Genomic DNA, 21,313 nt, shown 5'->3' with positions numbered 1-21,313 from the left:
GGCCCGGCCTGTTTCGCCCTCCCGCGCGAGGAATACATCCGGCCATACAGCGCATGCTCCAGGAGTCGGAACCGGAGGGTCGGCCGCCACGCCGTGGCACGACCCCTCACTCGGGGTTCCCGCCGCCGGCCAGCACACGCCGCACTTTGGCCAGCGCCGCCGGCAGGCACTGCCCGAGCCGTTGCGCCTCCTCCAGCGCTCCGGACTCCAGTGCGTCGGCCAGGGCGCGCAGCAGGGTTTCGAGGGCCGGCATGGCGGCTTGACGGGCCAGACCCACAGCGCGGTGGGCGACCTCGTAGCCGGCGGCCGGATCGTCAGCATAGTGCGCCACATCGCCCAGCGGACCGCGGGTGTCCTCCAGCAATTCGAGCAGACCCAGCAGGGTGGCATCGCGCAGTTGCGGGCGTCCGCCGGCGATGGCCAGGGCGCGCGCCGGGTCATAGATCTGGTCGGTCGCCAGCGGCATAGGGCGCGCCCTCATTCCGGGTCGACCAGGCCGAGCGAACGGCACAGGCGATAGAGTTGGATGGGTGTGTCGACCCCGAGCAGCTGCTTGATCTCGGCGATCTTCTTGTCGACGTGTTTCTTGCCGACCGGCAGGATCGCGGCAATCTGCGCCGCCGAATACCCCTCCAGCAGCAGGCGCAGCACATCGCCCCGGCGTCCGGCGAGCAGCTGTTGGCGCACCGCCGGGGCGGTGGCCTGGAGTTCCAGCTGGGCGCGCACCAGCGGATCGATCGCCGGGGCGCCGGCGACCACGCCGCGAATGGCCGCCCACAGCTCCTCGGGCAGGACGCCCTTGCTCAGGTAGCCGGCGGCTCCGGCTTCCAGGCAGGCGCGCACCCGCGGCGGTTCGGCGTGGGCGCTCAGACAGATGACCCGCACACCGGGGTGCTGACGCTGCAGCGCCGCGATGATCTCGGTGCCGCCCAGGGTGCAGGGCTGATCCTCGCGATCGGGCATACGCAGATCGAGCAGGATCACGTCGGGCTGAACGCGGCGCGTGTCGCGTAGCAGCTGGGCGCGGGTGGCACAACTGCTCACCACGCTCACAGCCGCGCCCGCCACCTGCGGCAGCAGCTGCACCATGGCCGTGCGCAGGAGCGTCTCATCCTCGGCGATCAGCACCCGAATGGGCGCCGCGTCGACCGGTTCGATGGGGTCAGGCATTGTCGGGACTCATCGTCGCTTCAGTTCCCCCATAGCCTAGCGCGTCGCGGCGAACGGGCAAGGCGTCAAAGACGCCCATCGCCCCTTGAGGCGGATCGGCGTCATAGACGCCTGTTCAACGCGGCAGCGTGTGGGTAGGGTAATTCTATGGCCCCGTCCCCGCCGGCTTGTGCCTGGAGAGACACACATGAAGCCTGAGACATCCACATCACCCGCCGCCCAATCCGCCGGCCGCTTCATCCGCCGCCGGTGGTGGATGGTCATCCCCCTGGGCGCCCTGATCCTGCTCGCCGCCCTCCACGGCTATGGTCAGTATCTGGCCGCCCCCCATCCCGAGCGCTTCGACCCCGGGGTGGTGACTCAGGGGCCGGTCCTGGAAGCACTCCAGCAGCGCCCGCCGGCTGTGGCCTACCGGTCCGACTTCCAGTTCCAGCGCCATGGGGCCACCTGTGGCCCGGCGAGCCTGCGTAATGTGCTGGCCTCATTGGGCCGGCCGCCGGCCGGCGAGCGGGCGGTGTTTGGCGGTGACACCTCGGGTTGGTGGCGCGCGCGGCTGCTGGGGATGACGCTCGATGAGCTGGCGGCGCTGGCCGAGGCCACCGGGATTGGCCGGGTGCGCGTGTGGCGCGATCCGGATCCCGTCGCGTGGCGGGCCCTGCTGGCGTCGCTGGACACGCCGGGGCGGCGGCTGATCGTGAACTTCGACCGCGCCCCGCTGCATGGGGTGGCCATCGGGCACTTCTCCCCTGTCGCCGGCTATGACCCCGTCGGCGACCGGGTGCTGCTCCTGGATGTAACGCCGGGCTTTGGCGCCCAGCTCATCCCCAGCGAGCGGCTGCGCGCGGCCATCAACACCCGGGATCCGGTCAGCGGACGTCGGCGGGGCGCGCTCCAGATCGACGCCGCCGCGCCCCCGCCATAAACGGTCCTGTGGCGAATGCACCGTTGTTGGATTGTATCGCCCTGCAATCCCCCTAAAAATCGGAGCCTGGCCGGGGCCGCGCCACAGCCGGCGGCCCGATTCGCCCGACGTCATGGAGCCTGTTGCGATGCCACCCGAGGAGACTCGTCCGGATTCCGAAACGCCCCGCGCGCGGTCCACCGCCGCCCCACGGGCGCGTCAACCCTATCGCCACAGTCGTCCGGTCTTCGATCTGACGCTGCACATCCAGAGCGAATACGCGCGACGGCTGCTGCGTGATCGCGAATTCCGCCCGGCCATGCACGCGCTCTACGGCATCGAGGTCATTCTGCATCTGGTGAGCGATGACACCGAGGCCGAACGTGTCGAGGCCCTGATCCATGCCCGTCTGGAGGGTCTGGCCGATGAACTCCAGCGCGAAATCGCCCGCCTCCAGGTGCTCCTCACCGATCAGGGCCTGGAGCGCACCCGACCGCGCTATACCCATCCACTCGACGTCACCATCCATGTCGCCTCACCGGCGATGGCCCTCTACGCCAATCTGATCCAGGAGCTCGACCGCCTGTCGGTGGGGCTCGACACCCTGTGGCTCTCGGGGCTGCTGGCGGGCAAAGAGCGCCTGGCGGCGGCCAAACGCTGGCGGCAGCGCATCGGTGGGGCCGGCCAGGAGTTCATCGGACTGCATCGGCGTGCCTATACCGCCGCCGAGCGTCAGGGACAGCGCGACGCCGTCGAGGCGGCCGCCCGCGAGGTGCTGTCGATGCCCGAGGAGGAGGGCGATGACCCGGCCGAGGCCCCGGACACGTCACCGGAGGAGCGCACCTGAACATCGCCGTCACCGCGGCGGCGCCCGCGCGCTGACGCTGAACGTCTCACGCACCCAGGAGGAGCGGCTGATGAGCCAAGCGTGTCCGGCCCATGTGATTCTGCAATTCATCATCAATCAGATCCACGAGGGGCATTTCGAGCGGGTGCTGGATCTGGGACTGACCTGGGAGCAGATTCGCCTCCTCGAATCCCTGGCCGGGCGCGACCTGCATTATCTGTTCGAGGCCGCCGCGCACTTCGTCTCCCTGCAGATCAGCATCGACCCGCACCAGTCCGAAGTCGTCCTCCGGCGTCTGCGCGAGCAGCAACAGCTGCGCGAGACCCAGCAGGCGCTGCTGCGCGCCGGCGCCCCCCGTCAGCTGATGATCCAGCTCTACGGCTGGAATGCCGACCATTACTGGAAGCAACGCCGCTTCCTCGGACTGGGGCAGGATCATCCACGGGGCGGGCGCCCGGCCAATCCCAGTCGCCGCCAGGAAGCGCAGATCCTGCGCGCCTGGGACCAGTTCACCGACCGTCCGCTTGGGGAGCGTTATCTGGAGACGGCTCGCGCCGCGGGGGTCAGTGTGCGTCAGGTCCACCGCCTGCTCGAGGGGCTGGCCGCCCCGGACCCAGAAGCGCCTCCGACGCAGGCGCCCGCCGTCCGGCCGGGGCCGCCGGCCTATCGCACCCGGTCCACACCACCGGGGATGCGTGATGCCCACTGAGTCCCGGTACCGCGCCGTCACTGAGCTGCCGGGCCTGATCCTGGTGAGCGCCCTGACGACCTGGGCGGGCGCCGCTGAAGCCGGGCCGCCGACGATTCGCCTCATCACCGCGCCACCGGCGCGTGCCGCAACAGTGCGCCTCCCGCCACCGAACGCCACCCCACGCGGCTGTCACACCGTCTGGCACTGGCCGCTGCGCGGGCCGGTCACCTCCGGCTACGGACCACGCCACCATCCCATCCTCCAGCGTCCCCGCTTCCATGCCGGCCTCGATCTGGCCGCCGCAACGGGTACCGGAGTGCGCGCCGGCGCCGCCGGCCGGGTTCGCCGCGCCGGCTGGGCCGGCGGTTACGGGCGTCTGATCGAGCTCGATCATGGCGCCGGCTGGACCAGCCGCTATGCCCATCTGCACACGTCCCTGGTGCGTGTGGGGCAGTGGGTCGACGCCGGCGAGGTCATCGCCACGGTCGGCGCCACCGGACTGGCCACCGGGCCGCATCTGCATTTTGAAATCCGCCGCCAGGACCGTGCGCTCGATCCCCGGACCTGTCTGGCGGCGCCACCAACCCAACGGCCGGCGGCCTGGGTGGAGGGCGCACGATGATGCCGGGGCGGCCACCTCTTCGGGGTGTTGCAGGGGCCGGTTGGCTGCTCAGCGGCTGGCTTGCGCTCAGTCCGATGCTCACCGGCGCCGCCAGTGCGCCGGAACGCTTCTACGATCGCCGCGCCGAGGGCTGGTTCTGGTATGCCCCTGAGCCGCCGGCGGCCCCGGCGCCTGAAACGCCGCCCGATCCCGAACCGTCACCCGCGCCGCCGCCCGTGGCCGAGGCCCCTTCGCCCCCAGAGGCTCCGGAGCTGGAACACGTTCGTGAGCCGGCGCCGCTCTCGGCGGCCTGGCTGCGGGCCAATCTGGAGCACTACCAGCTCCAGGCCATCGATGACCCCAGCCCGACCCGGGTGGCGCTCTATCTCTATCTGCAGCGCCTGGCGCTCGACAAGGCCTCACGCTTCAGCGAGGTCTATCAGCGCGTGGTCCAGAGCGACCCCTATCTCGACGAGACCACGCGGCGTCCGGTCGGCAACTACGCCAACCTCCTCAATCGCCAGGCCGGTGCGCAGCGCACCGCGCTGCTGCGGCAGCTGGCCGGGCAGGCGGGACTCTGGTTCTTCCACCGCGCCGACTGCCCCTACTGTGAGGCGCAGGCCCCGGTCCTGGGCTTGATTCAGGCCCAGACGGGCCTGCCGATCCAGGCCATCGCCCTCGACGGTCAGGCCCTGGCCAGTGGGCACTTTCCCCGGGTTCACCGGGATACCGGACAAGCGGCCCGGCTGGGCGTCGTTTCCACCCCGGCGCTGTTTCTGGTCCGACCGCCCGACGGGATCGTCCCGGTCGCCCAGGGACTGGTGTCGCTCAGCGAGCTCGAGCAGCGGCTGCTGCGCGCCGCCCACACCGCCGGCTGGATCGATGAGGACGCCTACGCACGCACCCGGCCGCTCGTCACCGAACTGCGTCTCGACCGGGCGCTGGGCGATCTGGAGCGTGTCCCCGAGGATCCTGAACGCTTTCTGGCATGGTTGCGCACCCACGCCGCCGGCGCGGGAGCGCTCCATGCGCCGGCCTTGAGTCCGACTGACTGAGGTGTGTCATGCCCGTACCATCGCCCCGTTGCCGCCGGCTCCTGCTCCTGACCGGGTGTCTGCTCGCCCCCGTGCCGGCGCACGCCGACCTGGAGGCGGAGATGTCGGCCATGTTCGGCACCCTGGTCAATGTCACCGAACCCACGGCCCATCTGGGCCAGCGGCGCGGGGTGCTCTCGGCCGGGTCGGTGGTCGCGCGCCACCGCCTCGTCGACGCCAACCTGGTCTCCTTCGTCCCGCCGTCGTTTGAGGCCGGCTGCGGCGGGATCGATCTGTTCGGCGGCTCCTTCTCCTTCATCAATGTCGAGCAGTTCACCAACCTGTTGCGCGCCATCGCCTCCAACGCTGCCGGCTACGCCTTCCAGCTCGCGCTCACCACCATGGCCCCCTCGGCCGCCGAGATCATCGAGCAGCTGCAAAAGAAGGTCCAGCAGATGAACCAGCTCTTCGGCAGCTCCTGTCAGCTCGCCCAGGGGATCGTCAACGACACCGCCTCGGCGCTCACCGGCAAGCGGGTGGGGGAGGCCAGTTTGATGGCCGATCTGTATGAACTGGGCGATCTGTTCGAAAACCGCTCGACCGTGACCGGCCAGGGGCCGCTGGAAACCGTCTATGAGCGCGTACCGACGGCCGCCGCCGCACAGTTCGAGGGCAATCTGGTGTGGACCGCGCTCACCGACAGTGATGTCCAGGGCTGGTACAGCCACGGCGATCAGGCGCTGCTCGAAGCGCTCATGAGCCTCACCGGGAGTCTGATCGTCGGCACCGCCGAGGGCGGCTTGCAGCCCGCGCCCGATGGGGGCTTCAATCTGCCGACCACGGTGCTGCCGCCGACCCTGACCGTCAGCGACCTGCTCTATGGACCGGGCGATGGGGAGGCGGCGCTCGTGGTCTGGCGCTGCGCCTCGCTCAGCGAATGCCGCGCCCCGACCAAGGCCGAGATCACGCTCGAAGGACTGATCCCGCGCGTGCGCGCGCTGCTGGTGGGCGACAGCACCCGCGTCGGGCTGATCGACAAGTTTCGTCTTGGGGTCGAGACCCTGAGCGCCGAGGAGCAGGGTTTCATGGAGCACGCTCCGCTCGGGCTTGGCGCGGGGATCCGCACCCTGGCGCGGCTGGAGCCGGGCATGGCCCGGGGCTTTGCCGACCGCGCCGCGCCGCTGCTGGCCGTCGAGATGCTCCAGAGCCTGGTGCGCGACCTGCTTGGCAGCGTGCGCCTGACCACGGGGAGCCTGCAGCACACCCACACCACGGCGCTGCGGCAACAGCTCGATGCAGTGCGCGAAGATATCTGGACTGAGTACGCCACGCTGGCCGCGCGCTACGGCAATGCCGGCGAGCTGCTGGCCACCTACCAGCATCTGCTCGCCCAGTACAAGGCCCCACGCTATCTGGATCCGGTCCAGGCGGCGCCAGTTGAGCCGGCTGCGGCCGGTAGCCGGCCATGAGCGTGTGGACCATCTACTCCATCGGCGATCCGGCCTTCCTGCAGCAGGTGCTCAATGCGGTGGCCATGCTCGTGGGCGCCGACAGCTTCGGGCGCTTCATCGGCATCGGCTTTCTGCTCGGCACCCTGATCATCGCCTTCCAGGGCCTGCTCCAGGGCGCGCAGAGCATTCGCTTCCAGGGGCTGCTGGTGTCGTTCATCCTCTATTCGCTGTTGTTCATGCCCAAGGTGTCGGTGAGCATCGAGGGGGCCTATTCCGGCGCCGTGCGCGTGGTCGACAACGTGCCGCTGGGACCGGCGGTGGTCGGCTCGGCTGTCTCCAACCTCGGCTACGGTCTCACGCGGCTGTTCGAGCAGGCGTTCCAGACCCCCGCGATGACCGAGCATGGGTTTGCCGATGCCCTGCAGGTGATGGCCACCGTGCGCAAGACCGCGCTCTCGCGGCTGACCACGGGCGAGGCCAACAGCCCCACCGCCGGGGCCGATGTCGAGCAGTCCTGGCTCAACTATGTGGCCGACTGCGTGCTCTATGCCGTCGACAGGCAGATCAATGGCCTGACCATGGACGCCATTCTCCAGGCCACCACGCTGGAGGCCGCGCTCCAGACCCCGATCGTTACCGGAACGACCCGGCTGATGCTCAGCGAGACGCCCGAGACGCTGACCTGCGCCGAGGCCTACGGGCGCCTGTCGGCCTACACCACCACTGCCTTCCTGCCCAAGTTCCGCCAGGCAGTGGCCGCCAAGCTCGGGATCGATCAGGGGGCCGTCGACAGCCGGGTGCGCGCCGCGCTCACCACGCTGGCCCAGGACACGGTCGAGGCCCAGCAGTACATGGTCATGACGGCGATCCTGCCGATGCTCGAGCGCGGCATCGTCCAGCACTACAACGACATCGGTCAGTGGAACGCCGCACTTCAGACCAGCCAGGCAATCGAGCAGCGCAACAGTCAGTGGGCCACCGAGTCCTCGCTGTTCGTGCGCATCATGCGCCCCATGATGACCTTCTTCGAGGGTTTCATCTTTGCCATCGGTCCCTTCATGGCCTTCGCCGTGGCCCTCGGCCCGCTGGGCATCGCCATGGTCGGGCGCTATCTGATCTTCGGTCTCTGGATCCAGCTGTGGCTGCCGATTCTGGCCATCACCAACCTCTATCTGATCATCGCCACGCAACGGGCCTTCGAAGCACTCTCCGGTCAGGCCGGGGTGACGCTGCCATCCTTCCGCGCCCTCTACGAAAGCGATCTGCTGCTTCAGGACTATCTGGCCACCGGCGGGATGCTGGTGGCCTCGACCCCGGCCATCAGCCTGATGCTGATCTACGGCAGTGCCATCACCGCCACCCATCTGGCCGGACGGTTGCAGAGCGGCGATCACATCAATGAGCGTCAGACCTCGCCCGATGTCCTGCAACCCCAGGCGGCGGCCACAGTCGGTCCCTGGCTGCAGCGCACCGCCCTGGGCGGCACCACGGCCCCGGGCGCGTCCGGGGTGCTGTGGTCGTTTAATCTCGGACAGTCCGCGCAGTCCTCGCTGCGTTCAGCCGAACAGAGCGCCCAGCAGACCCAGGACAGCTTCACCACGTCGCTCAGTCAGTCACTGGCCGGCTCGGCGGCGGCCAATCACCAGACCAGTCTCCAGTACGCCTTCGGGCAGCGCCTGGATGCCTCCTACAGCCAGGCGGATGCGGCGGTGCTGTCGGCCAGTCAGGATTTGAGCGCGCGGTTCCAGAATTCGCAGCTGTCAAACAATCAGATGGGAACCGTGCTCCGCGCTGCGATCATGACGCCGAAGACTGCCAAGGGCATCGAACGCTTGGCCGGTGAGTTGTCGACACGTTACGGTGTCGATCGTGGAATGGCCTATGAGATCGCCAGTGCGGCCGTTCAGAAGGCGGCGACCGATCAACAGCTCCAAGCCCGTTTTGCCGAGGGACTCGCCTATGACATCCAGCAGGGGCATTCGGGCAGCTATACCGAAGGACTGAACCGCACCGAGTCGGCTCAGCTCGCGCAGCACGCTCAGGATGTGCTCACCACATCCCGCTCCGTCGAGCGCGCCGCCCAGTTCGTACAGCAGTACGGCGCCAGTGGACGCTTCGGGGCGGTTGAGACATCGGGGTTGCTCCTGGCGCATCCGGCCCTCTATGAACGCCTGGAGCAATCGATCGACCGCTTTGGACTGGCCGGCGATACGGCGCGTCAGGCCGATGCGCTTCTGGCGGCGGGGGTGGTTGGTCATCGTCAGCAGGCCTACGCCATAGCCGGCATGGGGCTGCTGCTCGGTTTCTATGGCGGGGCACGCGCCAATGCAATGCATGCCGACGAAAAACAGCAGGCCGAAGCCGCCGCCCAGTCGATCTACGCCGGCTTGTTGGGCGTGCGTCCGCCCGAGACCATCGCGCCTGAAGGGGAGACTGGGTTCGTGGGACCGACACCCCGATTCGGGGAAGCGCAGACGCGCGTGGTGGGCGCCGGATTACAGGATCCGGGGCCGGCGGTCGTTGCCGGACTCGCCAGGCAGCGGGTCGCGGCCGATGGAACCATCCAGACGCTGGGTCAGGCGCCGGCGAGCGTCGGGCAGCTCGCCAACGCGGGTGAGGACGCCGTCGCCCAGCAGCATCTGGCCGATATGAATGCGATTCGCGCCGAGGAGCATCAGCGGCTCGGCGAGGAGATGGCCTATCGGGTGTCCCTGCCGCGACCGGCGGCCGAGGCCGTTCAGCGCGAGATGGGTGGACTGTGGATCCGGGCCGCCGAGACGGGGGCGTTGGCGATCGCCGGTGCTGGAGGGGTGAGCCAGCAGGTCAGCGGTGCCGTCGGGGCGTTCGGGCAGACCCTGTCCCAGGGGGGAAGCCTGGCAGAGGCCGTGGAAGCCGGTCGCGCGGCGGCAGGCAGTGCGGCGGGCTGGAGCGCCGCGCGGGCGGCGATGATCGATACGCGCTTGGCGCAGATTGGTGGCTATGGACTCACGCCGGCCCAGGTCGCACTCTATCGCGAAGCCTCCGAATCGACCTTGTTGGCCGTTGCACCCAGTGCCGGTCAAATGGCGGCCCGTCAGGCCGTAATCGCTGAATCGGGTTCGGCGGGCGAGGCGATCGCGACCCTGATCGAGCGTGCTGTCGTCGGACGCGATGACACGGATCTGCGCCTGATCAGTCAGTACAACCACAGTGCGCCGATGGCCCCCGTGGGCGAGGCGGCGGCCGTTGGCACACTCGGTCAGCGGCACGCGCCTGGACCAATGAGGCACTCCAGCGCCACCGAGGGGCATTTGGGACAGTTGCTGGATCTCATTGCTGTCCCGGAGTCGCACGGCAATTATAACGCCTGGTACAACGAGGCTGATCAGCATCAGGTCGATCTGTCGACGTTGACTCTGGACCAGGTTCGCGCCTTTCAGCAGCAATTACTGGATTCCGGAAACGGGGGTTCGGCGATCGGGCGCTATCAGTTCATCCCCTCGACACTCGGGGATCTGATCGAGCGGCTCGATCTCTCGGGGGCTGAGCGCTTTACGCCCGCCTTGCAGGATCGGCTGGCGTTGGTGTTGGCGCGGGATGCCGGTGTCAATGACTGGATGGATGGCGCTATGCCGACCGATACCTTTGCCTACAATCTCTCGCAGATCTGGGCGGGTTTGCCGAAGGACGCTTCGAATCAGAGCTATCACCAGGGAGTTGGCGACAATGCCGCACGGATCGACCATGCCACAGTCATCAACACACTGGAGATGATCCGGGGCACGAGTCGGTAATCACGGTCATTGTTGTCCCTGCACCGGCAAGCGCAGTCAGCGTTGGGCGGCTTGCCGACCATCACTCTTGCCGGAGTGCACTGTGGTTTGTGTGCAGCGCGGCGTTGAGAAGCGCTATCGGATTTCTGTCTTTGGGAGGGGCGCCATGTTTTCGGTTCGTCATTGGGTGTGGTGGAATTGGCTGCTGGCCGGCATTTTGATGCCGCTACTGGCCGGCGGTCTCGGGCTGACCATCTTCATTGGGCTGGCGGTCATCGCGCTCATAGCGCGGGTGCTCTTCGGTCCGGCGGGGGCACGGGATCCGGAGCTGGATGCACCGTTGATCCCGTTGTCTGAACCAGAGCCGGATGACTATGAGTGGCACGAACCGTATTGGATCAGCTCGAGGCGGATGCCTGGCTCGATCGGGTCGGATTTCATGAATCGCTTGTAGGCGTGCTCCAGCCCCAGGGCACTCAGATCAGCCCTCAGGCGCGCACATGGTTCGCGGCAGCGGTGTGGAATCCGAAACGGGAGGCCGGCACTGCACCTCACCCCGGCGCGTCAGCCCGCATCGCTGTCCGTCGAGTTCCAGAGCATGTGCCCGCTGTCCGGCGCGCCACGCCGCCCCACCGAGCCTTGGCCCCGGTGCATGCGTGACATAGTGTGGGAAGGGCAGGGGCCTCAGACTCCCGTTCGGCGCCGGATGGGGTGGGACAACCTCGGGTGCGGCACAGCCAACCAGGGTGTTCAGTGCCATGAAACTGAGCAGGGACAGCAGGCGCATGTGGCCGATACTCCGCCAAGAGGACTGCGCGGGATCTTACCCAGCCGAGCCCCGCTCGACAGTCGAAAACGGTTTCCTGCCCAAAGGACCGTTTTGGCTGTCTCGGTCGACCGAGATCTGTTGTGATGCCGCCATGTTCGATGATTGAAATCACACGGCGGCTCGATCCCCATGCCGACCCTTCTGAACCGCTGCCGTTTGGCCTGGAGTGCGTTTCGTGCCGGTGAATCCAGCTCCGATCCCGCCTCGGCTCCGGCGATCCTCTCGGCCGGTGTGCCCGAGTCCGACATTCCACGCTATCCGCCGTTCCTGCAGGGATTGCCGGTGGCCAGTACCGCGCAGCTGCTGGCCACACAGTCGGAGCTGATCACGGCGCTGCAGGACGCGTTGGCGATGACCGATGACGACTACCAGACCCTGGTGTGTCCGCTCATCGAACGCTATGCCGCGTTCGTGCATCTGCTGCCGGCCTCCGAGACCCATCACCATCGCGGCGCCGGCGGACTGTTTCGTCATGGTCTCGAGGTGGCGTTTCAGGCCGCGCGGGCCAGCCGCGGACGGCTGTTTGCCCTCGACCGCCAGCCGCAGGAACGTCGGGTGCTCGAACCGCGCTGGCAGCTGGCCGCCGCTGTCGTGGGTTTGCTGCACGACGTCGGCAAGCCCGTGGCCGATCTCCTGGTGCTCGACCGCGCCGGCACAACCCGCTGGCAGCCGGTCGACGAGACCATTCTCGACTGGGCGACCCGCGAGGGGGTCGAACGCTACTTTCTGCGCTGGAACAGTCAGCGGCTGCATCAGGGGCACGCCGTCTTCACCACCTCGGTTTTTCCACAGCTGATCCCACGCGCGCTGCGCCGCTGGCTGATGGAACCCGATCCCCTGGTCTGGTACAGCCTGGGCAGTGTGCTGGCCGGACGCGACGACCAGGCGCTGCTGGCCCAGCTGATGCGCGAGGCCGATCGCCTCAGTGTCGAGCAGGATCTGCGCGAGAATCGCCTGGACCCGGAGGCGCTCTCACTCGGGGTGCCGATCGAGCGCTACCTGATCGACACCATGCGCGCGCTGCTGCGCGATGGCACCTGGGCGGTCAACAGTCCCGGCGCGCGGGTGTGGGTGTTTGCCGACGGTGTGCATCTGGTCTGGCCCGAGAGCGCCCAGGATGTGGTGCAGCGGCTGGCTGAGGCGCGGGTGCCGGGAATCCCGCGTGACCCCGACACCCTGGCCGATCTGCTGCTGGAGCGGCAGCTGGCACTGGCGCGTCCGCTGGAAGCCGGCGAGCGTCCCGCCCGTTACTGGCGACTGGCTCCCGCCCTTCTGGCGCGGGAGTCGCCGCTGTGGCTGAGTTTCCTGCGCCTGGCCGAGCCACAACTGCTGTTTTCCGGGGTGGTGCCGACGGCCACGGCACTGGTCGAGGCGGCGACCAGCGCGGCGCGTCCGCCGCGCTCGGTGGCCACTGAATTGATCGAGGTCGATACGGAGGCGGTGGAGGCGGAAGCGGAGACGGAGACCAGCACGGACACGCCACCGCCCGTGTCACAACCGCTGGCGGTCGCCACGCAGACCGACACCGCCACCACCGAGCCACCGGCTCCGCCCCCACGCCGCACCGTGGCCCCGCCTTCCGGGAAAACGGCCCCCGAGCGGTCCGAGACGCTCCGTGCCTGGTTCGATCAGCATCCGCCGGCCGGCCCGGCGCTGATCGCGCTCCTGGCGCGGGTGGAGGCCGGGCATCCGCCCGAGGCCGGCCAGCCGCGCTGGATCGACGGCCAGCTGTTTCTCCCCTATCCAGCGGGCTTCGTCCCCGACGCGCACGGACCAGCGGCCACGGCCATTCTGGATGATCTCTGGGCGCGCGACTGGATCGCGCGCGATCCGCGCCGACCGCTGCGGCGGGTGCGTGAGCTGGAGGGTGTCAGCGGCGTGCTGCTCACCGCCGCCATCTCCGGGCGACTGCAGGCGCTGAACGCATGCCCCGCGGGTTCAACAACCCCGTCTGATCAGCCCGAGGACGTCCGGACAGCGGTGCCCCCCCGACGTTCAGCGGCTGCCGCACCGCCCCGGCCGGCTCGCCCCGCAACAGCGACCAGACGACGCTCCAGCGCCGCCGACTATGCGCGTGCCCTGGAACAGCGCCTGCTGGAGCGCGATCCCACGCTGGGACCGATCCAGGTGCATGAGAACGCGCTGTCGGTGGCGCTGCCTGGTGTGGTCCTGGAGGGGGCCAAAGCCGCCGGCATCGCCGAGGCCACCCTGATCCGGGCGCTGCGCAAGCACCCCCGGGGGCGGGTCGAACAGGGACGCTTCGTCCTTGGCCTATAACCCGCCCTGGCGACCCAACTTCGAGGGCGCGGCGGTGTTGACCTGGCTGACGCTCGCCTTCCTCGCCGCCGTGCTCCAGAGCCGTTGGCCGTTGCACCAGGCGCCGTTTCAGGCGCTGACGCTGCTGGCGGCGGGCATGACGCTGTACCGGCTGCCGGGCGCGCTGCGCCACAGTCACCGGCGCGCCAAGCTCGCCGGTCTGCCGCAACGCTTTCTCACGCCGGCGGAGCTGGACCGGCAACGGCGGGCCCGTCCGGGCGATCTGTGGCTCGGCTGGGGCTTTGACTGGAGCAGCGATCATGCGCAACTGGCCCTCGACCTGATCCGCGCCGGTCCCCATCGCCTGGTGCCGGGGGATGCCGACACCCTGGGCGCACACTGGCTCCATGGCCTGGCCGAGCGCGAGACCCCGGTGTGGCTGCCGATCGCCCACAGCGCCGGGCACATCCTCATCGTCGGCACCACGGGGGCGGGCAAGACCCGGCTGCTCGATCTGCTGGTCACACAGGCGGTGCGGCGGGGCGAGGCCGTGGTCATTCTCGACCCCAAGGGCGATGCGGAGCTTCAGGCCTCGGCGCGGCAGGCCTGTGGCGATCAGCCGGGACGCTTCGTGAGCTTCCATCCTGCCTTCCCCGCCCGCAGTCATCGGCTCGACCCGCTCCACTCCTTCAACCGCGCCACCGAACTGGCCAGCCGCATCGCCGCCATCCTGCCGAGCGAGACCGGCAATGATCCGTTCAAGAACTTCTCCCAGATGGCGCTCTCCCATGTCATCGGCGGGGTGCTGGCCGCCGGCGAGCGGCCCAACCTGCTCATGCTGCGCCGCTATCTGGAAGGCGGGGTCGAGGCGCTGGTCGAGCGGGTGCTGCGGGCCTATCTGAAGACCCACGCCCCCAGTTGGGATCCCGACCACAGCCGCGCCCTGGCCAAGGCCCAGGACACCAGCGCCCGGGCGCGCGCCCTGGTGCGGCTCTATCAGGAGCAGCTGCGCCCGAGCCGGCCCTCCACCGTCATCGACGGCCTGGTGTCGCTGTTTGAGCACGACAAGGTGCACTTCTCCAAGATGGTCGCCAGTCTGTTTCCGCTGCTCAACATGCTGACGGCCGGTGAACTGGGGCCGTTGCTCTCGCCCGACAGTGACGATCCGCAGGATCCGCGCCCGATCACGGCGATGGCGCGGATTCTGGATCGCGCGCAGGTGGCCTATATCGGACTGGATTCGCTCTCCGACACCCTGGTCGGTTCGGCCATCGGCTCGATTCTGATCGCCGATCTGGCGGCCGTGGCCGGGGACCGCTACAACTACACCCCTCAGCCACCGCCGGTGAACGTCTTCATCGACGAGGCCGCCGAGATCGTCAACGATCCTCTGATCCAGCTCCTCAACAAAGGTCGCGGCGCCGGTCTGCGGCTGACCATCGCCACCCAGACCTTCGCCGATTTCGCCGCCCGCACCGGCAGTGAGGCCAAGGCGCGCCAACTGCTGGCCAACCTCAACACTCTCATCGCGCTGCGTGTCCTGGATGCCGAGACCCAGGAGTACGTCACGGCGAGCCTGCCCAAGACCCGGCTCAAGACCCTGATGCGCACCCAGGCGACCTCCACCCAGCGCAATCCGCTGGAGCACAGCGGCAATGTCGGCGAGCGGCTGATGGAGGAGGAGGCCGAGCTCTTTCAGCCGGCGCTCCTCGGACAGCTGCCCAACCTGCACTACATCGCCCGTCTGGCCGGCGGGCGGCTGGTCAAGGGGCGGCTGCCGATCCTGGGCACGGCCCGGACGCCGGACGGCCCCGTCCGGCCCGGGCGCTGACCTCCTGGACCCCGATGGCCGAGTCGGCCAACCGCGAGGCCTCCGCCGTGCTCACGCTGTTGCGCTGGGGGCTGCTGCTCCTGATCCTGGGGGCCTTCGGGGTGCTCTGGCTGCCGCCGTCCTGGCCTGCGCAGGTCATAGCCCTGGAGCAGCACTGGAGCGGCCACCTCCTCGGGGCGGCCACCCGTGACGCTGTGCACGAACAGGCCGTGCGCTGGGCGGCCCGGTCTGCGGGGACGGGGGAGACGGCGCTCACGCTGGAGCTGGGGGCGTGGCTGGGGCTGGACTCCCAGGCCTGGGGCGCGGGCTGGAGTGCCGAGCGTCAAGCGCTGCTCCAGGGGCTGCACGCGCTCTTTCTCTGGCGTCTGGCGCGCCTGGCCGCTTGGGGACCGGCGCTGCTGATGCTGCTAGCGGGGGCCGTGCTCGATGGCCACTGGCGCTGGCGGATCGGGCAGTGCGGCTTCGATTACCCGAGTCCGATCGGCCGTCAGGCGAGCCTGATCGGCGTCGGCGGGCTGATCCTGGCCCTCGGGCTGGAGCTGGCGTTGCCGCTGCCCCTGCACCCGGTGCTGCTGCCCGTGGCCGTCATGGGCGCGTGCGTCCTTATTGCCACCGGGCTGCGGCATCGGCCCAAGCAGCTGTGAGGGGCCGGCGCGATCGCCCGGCGTCGGCCACACGTTAGGCCTCCAGCAGTGCCCTGAAAACGGTCCCGGTGGGCGTGGACCGTAGTCGACTGACAGGGCGCGCTCGATCCGGCAAGGTAGGGCCATTCGCCACCATGGACACCGCCCGCCAGGAGCGCCGATGGCCACCGTCGAACTGCCACGTCATGTCGATGATCCGCCCAACCTGCTGCTGTGGCGCCTGGATGATCTGGCGCCGTTCTTCCTGATGCTGGTGATCGGTCTGCTGATCAACCAGACCCTGCTGTTCATGCTGCTTGGGTTTTTCGCCGCCCGCGGCTATGGCCGCTTCCGCGAGAGTCGCGCCGACGGATTTGCGCTCCATGCCCTCTACTGGAGCGGGTTGATGCCGCTGGGCCATCGCACCACCCCCAATCCCTACATCCGGGTCTACTGGCCATGACCCTGACCCGCTTTCGCCAGACCTGGCAGTGGCTGGTGGCCGAGAACCGCTTTCACCGGGTCATCCTGGTCGTGGCGCTGGGCACCAACCTGCTGACGCTGAGTGCGCTGCTTCAGGCTGAGCGCACCGTGGTTCTGGTGCCGCCGATCCTGGAGACGCAGGTCAATATCGCGCGCGACAGTGCCAGCCAGGACGTCAAGGAGGCCTGGGCGCTGTTTGTCACCGAGCTGCTCGGCAACGTCACCCCCACCAATGCCCCCTATCTGCGCCGGACCCTGGAGCCGCTGCTCAGTCCAGGGCTGCGTCGTGCCATCGCTGACAGCCTCGACGCCCAGGTCGAGGCGTTGCGCCGTGATCAGGTGAGCGTGCGCTTCGAGCCCCGCAGTATCCACTACGACGCCGCGCGCGACCGGGTGCTGGTCAGCGGGCAGCAGATCAGCACCGGCCCGGCCGCGGCACCGGTCAGGCGTCCGCGCCTCTACGAGGTGCGGGTCACCTTTCGCCACTACCGTCCCGTCATCACCCATCTGGACGCCTATCAGACCCTGCGCGAGCGCGCGGCCGACGGGCCGGAACCGGCGCTGTGGGCGCCAGAGGAGGCGCAGTGGGCGCCGGATCCGGTATGGGGACGTGGCGCCGCCTTCACCGCCCCGCCGGTCGCCGACCCCGAGGCGCCCCCTCAGCCTGAGCCACGGAGGAATCCCTGATGCCGGATGACTGTCGCTGTGCGTGTCCACCGCGCCCGCCACGGGGCTGGGCGCTGGCCCTGGTCCTGGCCGGGAGCGCCGCTCCGGGGCTGGCCGAGCCGCCGCCGGAACTGGCGTTGCCGCCGGTCCCCGAGGCGCTGATCGCCGAGGCGTCCGCCACCCGGCCAGCACCGGGGCGCACGACCCCGGCACCCCCGAGCCACCTGGAGCTGGGGCCCATGACCGTGACGGTGACACCGGGCGTCAATGTCCTGGCTGAGATCGCCATCGATCAGCTCAACCGCATTCTCACCCCGTTTCCCAATCCCCAGGTACGGACCGTCTCCGAGGCCAGCACCCAGGTCGACGGGGCGGCGGTGTATCTGGCCACCGCCACAGAAACACCGGTCACGCTCTTCATCAGCGACGCGGCCCATCCCAATCAGGCGCTGTCGCTGACGCTCGCCCCCCGGCGTATCCCGCCACGGGAGCTGCGTCTGGTGCTCAGCGAGCCCCTGGCCCCCTCGATCACGGGCACGGCCCCGCCCGCTGCGCCTGGGGCGCGTGCGCCGGCGGCAGTCGAACGCCTCATCGAGGCGCTGCGCGCCCTGGCCCAGGAGGCGCTGCCCAACGGCTACAGTCTGCGTCCGGCGCGGCGTGACGAGACGGTCGTGTGTCGCCAGGACGGACTGGAAACGCAGCGGGGCCAGGTGCTGGAGGGGCACGATCTGACCCTCATCACCGCCCTGGTGCGCAACCGCTCCGAACAGCGGTTGGAGATCGAGGAGCGCGCCTGTCGCGCCCGTCAGGGCGGCGAGACGCTCGCGGTGGCCGCCTGGCCCCAGGTGTGGCTGGAGCCGGGCGCGGCGGCGGAGCTGTATCTGGCGGTGCGCCCGACGCCCGTCGAGCGCCTGTCGCCGGCACGCCCCTCGCTGCTGGAGGCCGGGAGGCGCTAGATGGCCCTGACACTGGACTCAACCTGGGGGCGGTTGTCGCCGAATCTGCGCCGGGGGCTGGTGATCGCCGGGGTGCTTGGTGGACTGGCCGGCATTCTGGTGCTGGCCTTCGGGCAAACCGAGCCGCGCGCGGTACGCGAACAGCGGGCGCGCGAACAGCTCACCCGGACGCTCCTGACCGATGTCGATCCCCGGTCCTTGGGGATCGACGGCCTGGCGCGGCGTCTGGAGCGTCTGGAACAGCAACTGGCCGCCGTGGCCGGGACGGTTAATACGCCGCCGGCTGGTCAGGGGCTCGACCGGGCGCTGGCCGAGCACCGCGACGCCCAGGCCGCCCAGGTGGCCGAACTCCAGCAGCAGATCGCGGCGCTTCGCGCTGAACTCGATGACACGCGGGCGTCGGCCACGGTCGCCGTTCAACCCGCGACCACCCGAGCGGATTCACAGACGTTCGCCGAACCGGCCCCGCCGCCGGCGCTGGATGATCCGGCGCTCTTTGCCCCGCCCCAGCGCTCCGGCGCCGAGGGGCCGGAGGATCGTCGCACCGAGCTTGCACCGGTGCGTCCGGCCAACCGCCCGCGTGAGGCGGCGCTCACCATTCGGGTGGTGGGTGCGGCGCCCGCCGCAGACGCCGACTCAACGCCCAGCGGCCCGCGTGAGGCGGAGCCGCCCGATCCCGAGCCGGTGATGATTCCGGCCGGATCGATTCTGCGCGGGGTGCTGCTCTCCGGTCTGGATGCCCCCACGGGCGTGCAGGCCCGCCGCGATCCCTATCCGGCGCTGGTGCGGCTGAAGCACGAGGCGATCCTGCCCAACCGCTTTCGCTCGGATGTGCGCGAGTGCTTCATTCTGATCGCCGGCTACGGCGAGCTCTCCAGCGAGCGGGCGTTGCTGCGCAGTGAAACCCTGACCTGCGTGCGCCGCGACGGCGGCGTGATCGAGGTGCCGCTCGACGGCTATGCCGTCGGCGAGGACGGCAAGGTGGGGCTGCGCGGTCGCCTGGTCTCCAAGCAGGGGCAGGTGATCGCGCGGGCGATGCAGGTGGCCTTTCTCGAAGGCGTGGCCCAGGTCTTCAATAAATCCCAGGTCTCGGTCATCAGCACCCGCTCCGACGGCACGGTTCAGTATCAGGATCTGCTCTCGGGCGATTCGCTGCAGGCGGCCGCCGCCACCGGAACCGGCAAGACCCTGGAGCGCCTGGCCCAGTACTACCTCGACATGGCCGAGGGGATCTTCCCCGTCATCGAGATCGATGCCGGGCGTCCCGTTGAGCTGATCGTCAATCGCGGTCTAAGTCTGTCGCTACTGGCCCCACAGCGGCCGGCACGCGGACGGCGACGCTGACCCCATGAACCGTGCCTGACACCGACCCCAGGAGCCCATTGTATGAACCTATCCCCGACCGTGTTCCGGCCACTGATCCTGACCCTGACCCTGAGCCTGACGCTGGGCGCTCCCGGCCTGGCCGACACCGCTCCCAATGATCCGGAGACTCTGATGTCGGGGATCGATGCCATGCGCCGACTGCCGGCCGGCGGGGTGCGGATGGTGCAGTCCGGCGCACAGGTGTTCTTCCTTTCCGACAACGGGCGCTATGCCTTTTTTGGACCGGGCTTTGATCTGTGGCACGGCGCGCGCCTGACCTCGCTGCCCGAGGCCGAGCGGCTGATGGGGCGTCTGGATCGCACCCGCCTGACACTCGATGCCGGGGATCTGGGGGCACTTGATGTGGGTACGGGGACGGCGGAGGTGCTGGTCTTCGCCGACCCGCGCTGCGGCGCATGCGCCGCCTTGCTCGACCGTCTCCAGGCGCTGCCGCCGCCGCTCCTGAAACACTACCGCTTCCGGCTGATTCCGGTGCCGGTGCTGGGCGGTGAGTCACAGCGCGAGGTGCTGGCCCTGAGCTGTCTGGCCGAGCGCGATCGTGCCGCTGCCCTGGAGGCGTGGCTCACAGAGCGCACCGCCGAGCTGCCGCCGGCCACCGACAGTTGTGGTCAGGGGCCGCTCCAGCGCGCGCTGGTGACGGCGCATCTGCTCGGTCTGGAGCGGGTGCCGTTTCTGATCGCGCCCGACGGCCGACTTCAGTCCGGTGCGCCGCCGGATCTTGAGGCCTGGCTGGCCGGCGGGGAGGGCGTATGAAGCGCGCCATCCAGACCGGACTGGGGCTGGGTGTGGCCGTGCTCGCGGCGACGACCGTCACCGGCTGCGGTTCGCTGGCCCTGGGCCAGGGTCAGTTCGGCTGTGCCGGACACCCGAGCGATCCGTTGTGTCTGCCCACCTCCGCCGTCTATGCACGGACTGAGTCGAGTGAACCGCTCCAGTCCGCTGACACAACGCCCGAACGTCCCGCGCGGTTTCGGTTCCGCTTCGAAGACACCTCCAACGCCCAGCGCGAACCCACGGCGCTGGAGCTGTTCACCGGCGAGGCCACGCGGCCACGGCGTTCGACGCCTCGACCCGCTTCAGCGCCGCCCGAGCCGCCCGTCACCCCGGAGGTGATCGATGAAGCCTTGCTGCTGCCCCGTTCCAGCGAGCCGCTGCCGCTGCGCCTGCCGGCGCAGGTGATGCGCATCTGGCTGGCTCCCTGGGAGGACGACCGGGGTGATCTGCACGCCGGCGGCTACGTCTATACCGAAATCGCCCCGCGCACCTGGAGTCTGGCCGAGGGACCGTCGCCGGCGACACCGGCGCGGCTGCGGCCGCTCCAGGTCGCCGAGCGGCCCGCCACCGGCACGCGCGCGCCGGCGGCCGGTCGTCGTGCACCGCCGGCAGCCCCGACCCCTCCCAGTCCTGTGGATCCGCGTCCTCAGGCCAACCCGACCTCAAGGAGTCAACCATGACCACCTCCACCAAGACCGCCGGCTGGATCCTCATCCTCGGCAGCGCCCTCCTGCCCCTGCTGGCCGTGGCCGGCACCGGCGGCAGTCTGGAAGGCAGCGAGTTCGAGGAAGTCTACACCTTGCTTCAGGGCTGGATGACCGGCTTTCTGGGCAAGGTGATTGCCATCGCCTTCATCCTCGTCGGCCTGGTGGCCGGCGTGATGCGCCAGTCGATCATGGGGTTTGTGGTCGGTGTGGCCGCCGGCGTGGGCATGCTGGTGGCCCCCGGCGTCATCGACACCATGTACGGGGCCACGCTGCCGCTGGTGGCGGTCGTGCCCTGACCGTCTTTTGCGCCGCGCTCCTGTGCTCAGGCGTCTACCGGCCCCCCAGGCCGAGTCCG

Annotated in this window: 21 protein-coding genes; 18 read left to right on the top strand and 3 right to left on the bottom strand. The window is 69.3% G+C overall.

All coding sequences use genetic code 11. The features are described 5' to 3' along the window. Positions 1-106: 106 nt before the first annotated feature. Together HW932_RS14825 and HW932_RS14820 are read right to left on the bottom strand one after the other, a co-directional pair. On the bottom strand, positions 107-466 hold the full coding sequence (locus HW932_RS14825; RefSeq protein ID WP_176977272.1) for a hypothetical protein: 360 nt from the start codon (positions 464-466) through the stop codon (positions 107-109). An 11-nt stretch (positions 467-477) separates the two neighbouring features. Next, complete coding sequence (locus HW932_RS14820) at positions 478-1,170, bottom strand: response regulator transcription factor (protein ID WP_176977271.1); 693 nt, start codon at positions 1,168-1,170, stop codon at positions 478-480. Positions 1,171-1,357: 187 nt separating this feature from the next. On the opposite strand from HW932_RS14820, the gene HW932_RS14815 reads away from it, so the two are divergent. From HW932_RS14815 to HW932_RS14780, 8 genes are all read left to right on the top strand, one after another. Beyond that, positions 1,358-2,092 (top strand): phytochelatin synthase family protein, encoded by a 735-nt coding sequence (locus HW932_RS14815; protein ID WP_176977270.1) that lies wholly within the window; start codon positions 1,358-1,360, stop codon positions 2,090-2,092. Positions 2,093-2,219: 127 nt separating this feature from the next. Then, the gene (locus HW932_RS14810) at positions 2,220-2,918 is read left to right on the top strand and encodes an AcaB family transcriptional regulator (RefSeq protein ID WP_176977269.1); all 699 of its coding nucleotides are present in this window, start codon (positions 2,220-2,222) and stop codon (positions 2,916-2,918) included. A 70-nt stretch (positions 2,919-2,988) separates the two neighbouring features. After that, positions 2,989-3,627 carry an STY4526/YPO1902 family pathogenicity island replication protein gene (locus tag HW932_RS14805; protein WP_176977268.1) on the top strand — a complete coding sequence of 213 codons (639 nt, stop codon included), beginning with the start codon at positions 2,989-2,991 and terminating at the stop codon, positions 3,625-3,627. Further along, entirely contained in the window at positions 3,617-4,231 is a 615-nt protein-coding gene (locus HW932_RS14800) for a M23 family metallopeptidase (protein WP_176977267.1), read from the top strand. The genes HW932_RS14805 and HW932_RS14800 overlap by 11 nt, the downstream gene beginning before the upstream one ends. Positions 4,232-4,305: 74 nt before the next feature. Next, positions 4,306-5,265, top strand: a complete 960-nt coding sequence (locus HW932_RS14795) for a conjugal transfer protein TraF (RefSeq protein WP_246296850.1) — start codon at positions 4,306-4,308, stop codon at positions 5,263-5,265. Positions 5,266-5,273: 8 nt separating this feature from the next. Further along, complete coding sequence (locus HW932_RS14790) at positions 5,274-6,713, top strand: conjugal transfer protein TraH (RefSeq protein WP_176977265.1); 1,440 nt, start codon at positions 5,274-5,276, stop codon at positions 6,711-6,713. Continuing rightward, the gene (locus tag HW932_RS14785) at positions 6,710-10,468 is read left to right on the top strand and encodes a conjugal transfer protein TraG N-terminal domain-containing protein (RefSeq protein ID WP_222932393.1); all 3,759 of its coding nucleotides are present in this window, start codon (positions 6,710-6,712) and stop codon (positions 10,466-10,468) included. The genes HW932_RS14790 and HW932_RS14785 overlap by 4 nt, the downstream gene beginning before the upstream one ends. 145 nt (positions 10,469-10,613) lie before the next feature. After that, entirely contained in the window at positions 10,614-10,901 is a 288-nt protein-coding gene (locus HW932_RS14780) for a hypothetical protein (RefSeq protein ID WP_176977264.1), read from the top strand. A 27-nt stretch (positions 10,902-10,928) separates the two neighbouring features. Here HW932_RS14780 and HW932_RS14775 read toward each other — a convergent pair whose 3' ends face one another. Further along, positions 10,929-11,234, bottom strand: a complete 306-nt coding sequence (locus HW932_RS14775) for a hypothetical protein (protein WP_176977263.1) — start codon at positions 11,232-11,234, stop codon at positions 10,929-10,931. 171 nt (positions 11,235-11,405) lie between these two features. On the opposite strand from HW932_RS14775, the gene mobH reads away from it, so the two are divergent. From mobH to traA, 10 genes are all read left to right on the top strand, one after another. Continuing rightward, positions 11,406-13,553 (top strand): MobH family relaxase, encoded by a 2,148-nt coding sequence (gene mobH, locus HW932_RS14770; protein WP_176977262.1) that lies wholly within the window; start codon positions 11,406-11,408, stop codon positions 13,551-13,553. Next, positions 13,543-15,363, top strand: coding sequence for a conjugative transfer system coupling protein TraD (traD, locus tag HW932_RS14765; protein ID WP_176977261.1), 1,821 nt, complete (start codon positions 13,543-13,545; stop codon positions 15,361-15,363). Before mobH ends, traD begins: the two co-directional genes overlap by 11 nt. A gap of 14 nt (positions 15,364-15,377) precedes the next feature. Then, positions 15,378-16,007, top strand: coding sequence for an IncC plasmid conjugative DNA transfer DtrJ family protein (locus HW932_RS14760; RefSeq protein ID WP_176977260.1), 630 nt, complete (start codon positions 15,378-15,380; stop codon positions 16,005-16,007). Positions 16,008-16,167: 160 nt separating this feature from the next. Further along, entirely contained in the window at positions 16,168-16,449 is a 282-nt protein-coding gene (gene traL / locus HW932_RS14755) for a type IV conjugative transfer system protein TraL (protein ID WP_176977259.1), read from the top strand. Next, positions 16,446-17,156: a TraE/TraK family type IV conjugative transfer system protein gene (locus HW932_RS14750; RefSeq protein ID WP_176977258.1), complete on the top strand. Its 711-nt coding sequence runs from the start codon at positions 16,446-16,448 to the stop codon at positions 17,154-17,156. The genes traL and HW932_RS14750 overlap by 4 nt, the downstream gene beginning before the upstream one ends. Continuing rightward, positions 17,156-18,091, top strand: a complete 936-nt coding sequence (locus HW932_RS14745; protein WP_176977257.1) for a TraK domain-containing protein — start codon at positions 17,156-17,158, stop codon at positions 18,089-18,091. Before HW932_RS14750 ends, HW932_RS14745 begins: the two co-directional genes overlap by 1 nt. After that, positions 18,092-19,435, top strand: coding sequence for a TraB/TrbI/VirB10 family type IV secretion system protein (locus HW932_RS14740; RefSeq protein ID WP_176977256.1), 1,344 nt, complete (start codon positions 18,092-18,094; stop codon positions 19,433-19,435). 42 nt (positions 19,436-19,477) lie between these two features. Then, the gene (locus tag HW932_RS14735) at positions 19,478-20,230 is read left to right on the top strand and encodes a DsbC family protein (RefSeq protein WP_176977255.1); all 753 of its coding nucleotides are present in this window, start codon (positions 19,478-19,480) and stop codon (positions 20,228-20,230) included. Continuing rightward, the gene (locus HW932_RS14730; RefSeq protein WP_176977254.1) at positions 20,227-20,931 is read left to right on the top strand and encodes a TraV family lipoprotein; all 705 of its coding nucleotides are present in this window, start codon (positions 20,227-20,229) and stop codon (positions 20,929-20,931) included. The genes HW932_RS14735 and HW932_RS14730 overlap by 4 nt, the downstream gene beginning before the upstream one ends. Then, a complete protein-coding gene (traA, locus tag HW932_RS14725) occupies positions 20,928-21,254 on the top strand; it encodes a TraA family conjugative transfer protein (protein ID WP_176977253.1) in 327 nt (108 codons plus the stop codon). Before HW932_RS14730 ends, traA begins: the two co-directional genes overlap by 4 nt. Positions 21,255-21,313 lie beyond the last annotated feature (59 nt).

Source organism: Allochromatium humboldtianum, assembly GCF_013385175.1.
GTDB classification, from domain to species: domain Bacteria; phylum Pseudomonadota; class Gammaproteobacteria; order Chromatiales; family Chromatiaceae; genus Thermochromatium; species Thermochromatium humboldtianum.
Note: the sequence above shows the minus strand (reverse complement) of the source record. Positions and strands in the feature narration are given on the sequence as shown.

Coding starts and splice junctions, on each gene's coding strand:
- traL (WP_176977259.1), top strand. CDS start 16,168: ATGGCCACCGTCGAACTGCCACGTCATGTCGATGATCCGCCCAACCTG.
- HW932_RS14775 (WP_176977263.1), bottom strand. CDS start 11,234: ATGCGCCTGCTGTCCCTGCTCAGTTTCATGGCACTGAACACCCTGGTT.
- HW932_RS14740 (WP_176977256.1), top strand. CDS start 18,092: ATGGCCCTGACACTGGACTCAACCTGGGGGCGGTTGTCGCCGAATCTG.
- mobH (WP_176977262.1), top strand. CDS start 11,406: ATGCCGACCCTTCTGAACCGCTGCCGTTTGGCCTGGAGTGCGTTTCGT.
- HW932_RS14815 (WP_176977270.1), top strand. CDS start 1,358: ATGAAGCCTGAGACATCCACATCACCCGCCGCCCAATCCGCCGGCCGC.
- HW932_RS14750 (WP_176977258.1), top strand. CDS start 16,446: ATGACCCTGACCCGCTTTCGCCAGACCTGGCAGTGGCTGGTGGCCGAG.
- HW932_RS14730 (WP_176977254.1), top strand. CDS start 20,227: ATGAAGCGCGCCATCCAGACCGGACTGGGGCTGGGTGTGGCCGTGCTC.
- HW932_RS14735 (WP_176977255.1), top strand. CDS start 19,478: ATGAACCTATCCCCGACCGTGTTCCGGCCACTGATCCTGACCCTGACC.
- HW932_RS14795 (WP_246296850.1), top strand. CDS start 4,306: ATGCTCACCGGCGCCGCCAGTGCGCCGGAACGCTTCTACGATCGCCGC.
- HW932_RS14745 (WP_176977257.1), top strand. CDS start 17,156: ATGCCGGATGACTGTCGCTGTGCGTGTCCACCGCGCCCGCCACGGGGC.
- HW932_RS14825 (WP_176977272.1), bottom strand. CDS start 466: ATGCCGCTGGCGACCGACCAGATCTATGACCCGGCGCGCGCCCTGGCC.
- HW932_RS14760 (WP_176977260.1), top strand. CDS start 15,378: ATGGCCGAGTCGGCCAACCGCGAGGCCTCCGCCGTGCTCACGCTGTTG.
- traA (WP_176977253.1), top strand. CDS start 20,928: ATGACCACCTCCACCAAGACCGCCGGCTGGATCCTCATCCTCGGCAGC.
- HW932_RS14820 (WP_176977271.1), bottom strand. CDS start 1,170: ATGCCTGACCCCATCGAACCGGTCGACGCGGCGCCCATTCGGGTGCTG.
- HW932_RS14790 (WP_176977265.1), top strand. CDS start 5,274: ATGCCCGTACCATCGCCCCGTTGCCGCCGGCTCCTGCTCCTGACCGGG.
- HW932_RS14810 (WP_176977269.1), top strand. CDS start 2,220: ATGCCACCCGAGGAGACTCGTCCGGATTCCGAAACGCCCCGCGCGCGG.
- HW932_RS14785 (WP_222932393.1), top strand. CDS start 6,710: ATGAGCGTGTGGACCATCTACTCCATCGGCGATCCGGCCTTCCTGCAG.
- HW932_RS14805 (WP_176977268.1), top strand. CDS start 2,989: ATGAGCCAAGCGTGTCCGGCCCATGTGATTCTGCAATTCATCATCAAT.
- HW932_RS14780 (WP_176977264.1), top strand. CDS start 10,614: ATGTTTTCGGTTCGTCATTGGGTGTGGTGGAATTGGCTGCTGGCCGGC.
- HW932_RS14800 (WP_176977267.1), top strand. CDS start 3,617: ATGCCCACTGAGTCCCGGTACCGCGCCGTCACTGAGCTGCCGGGCCTG.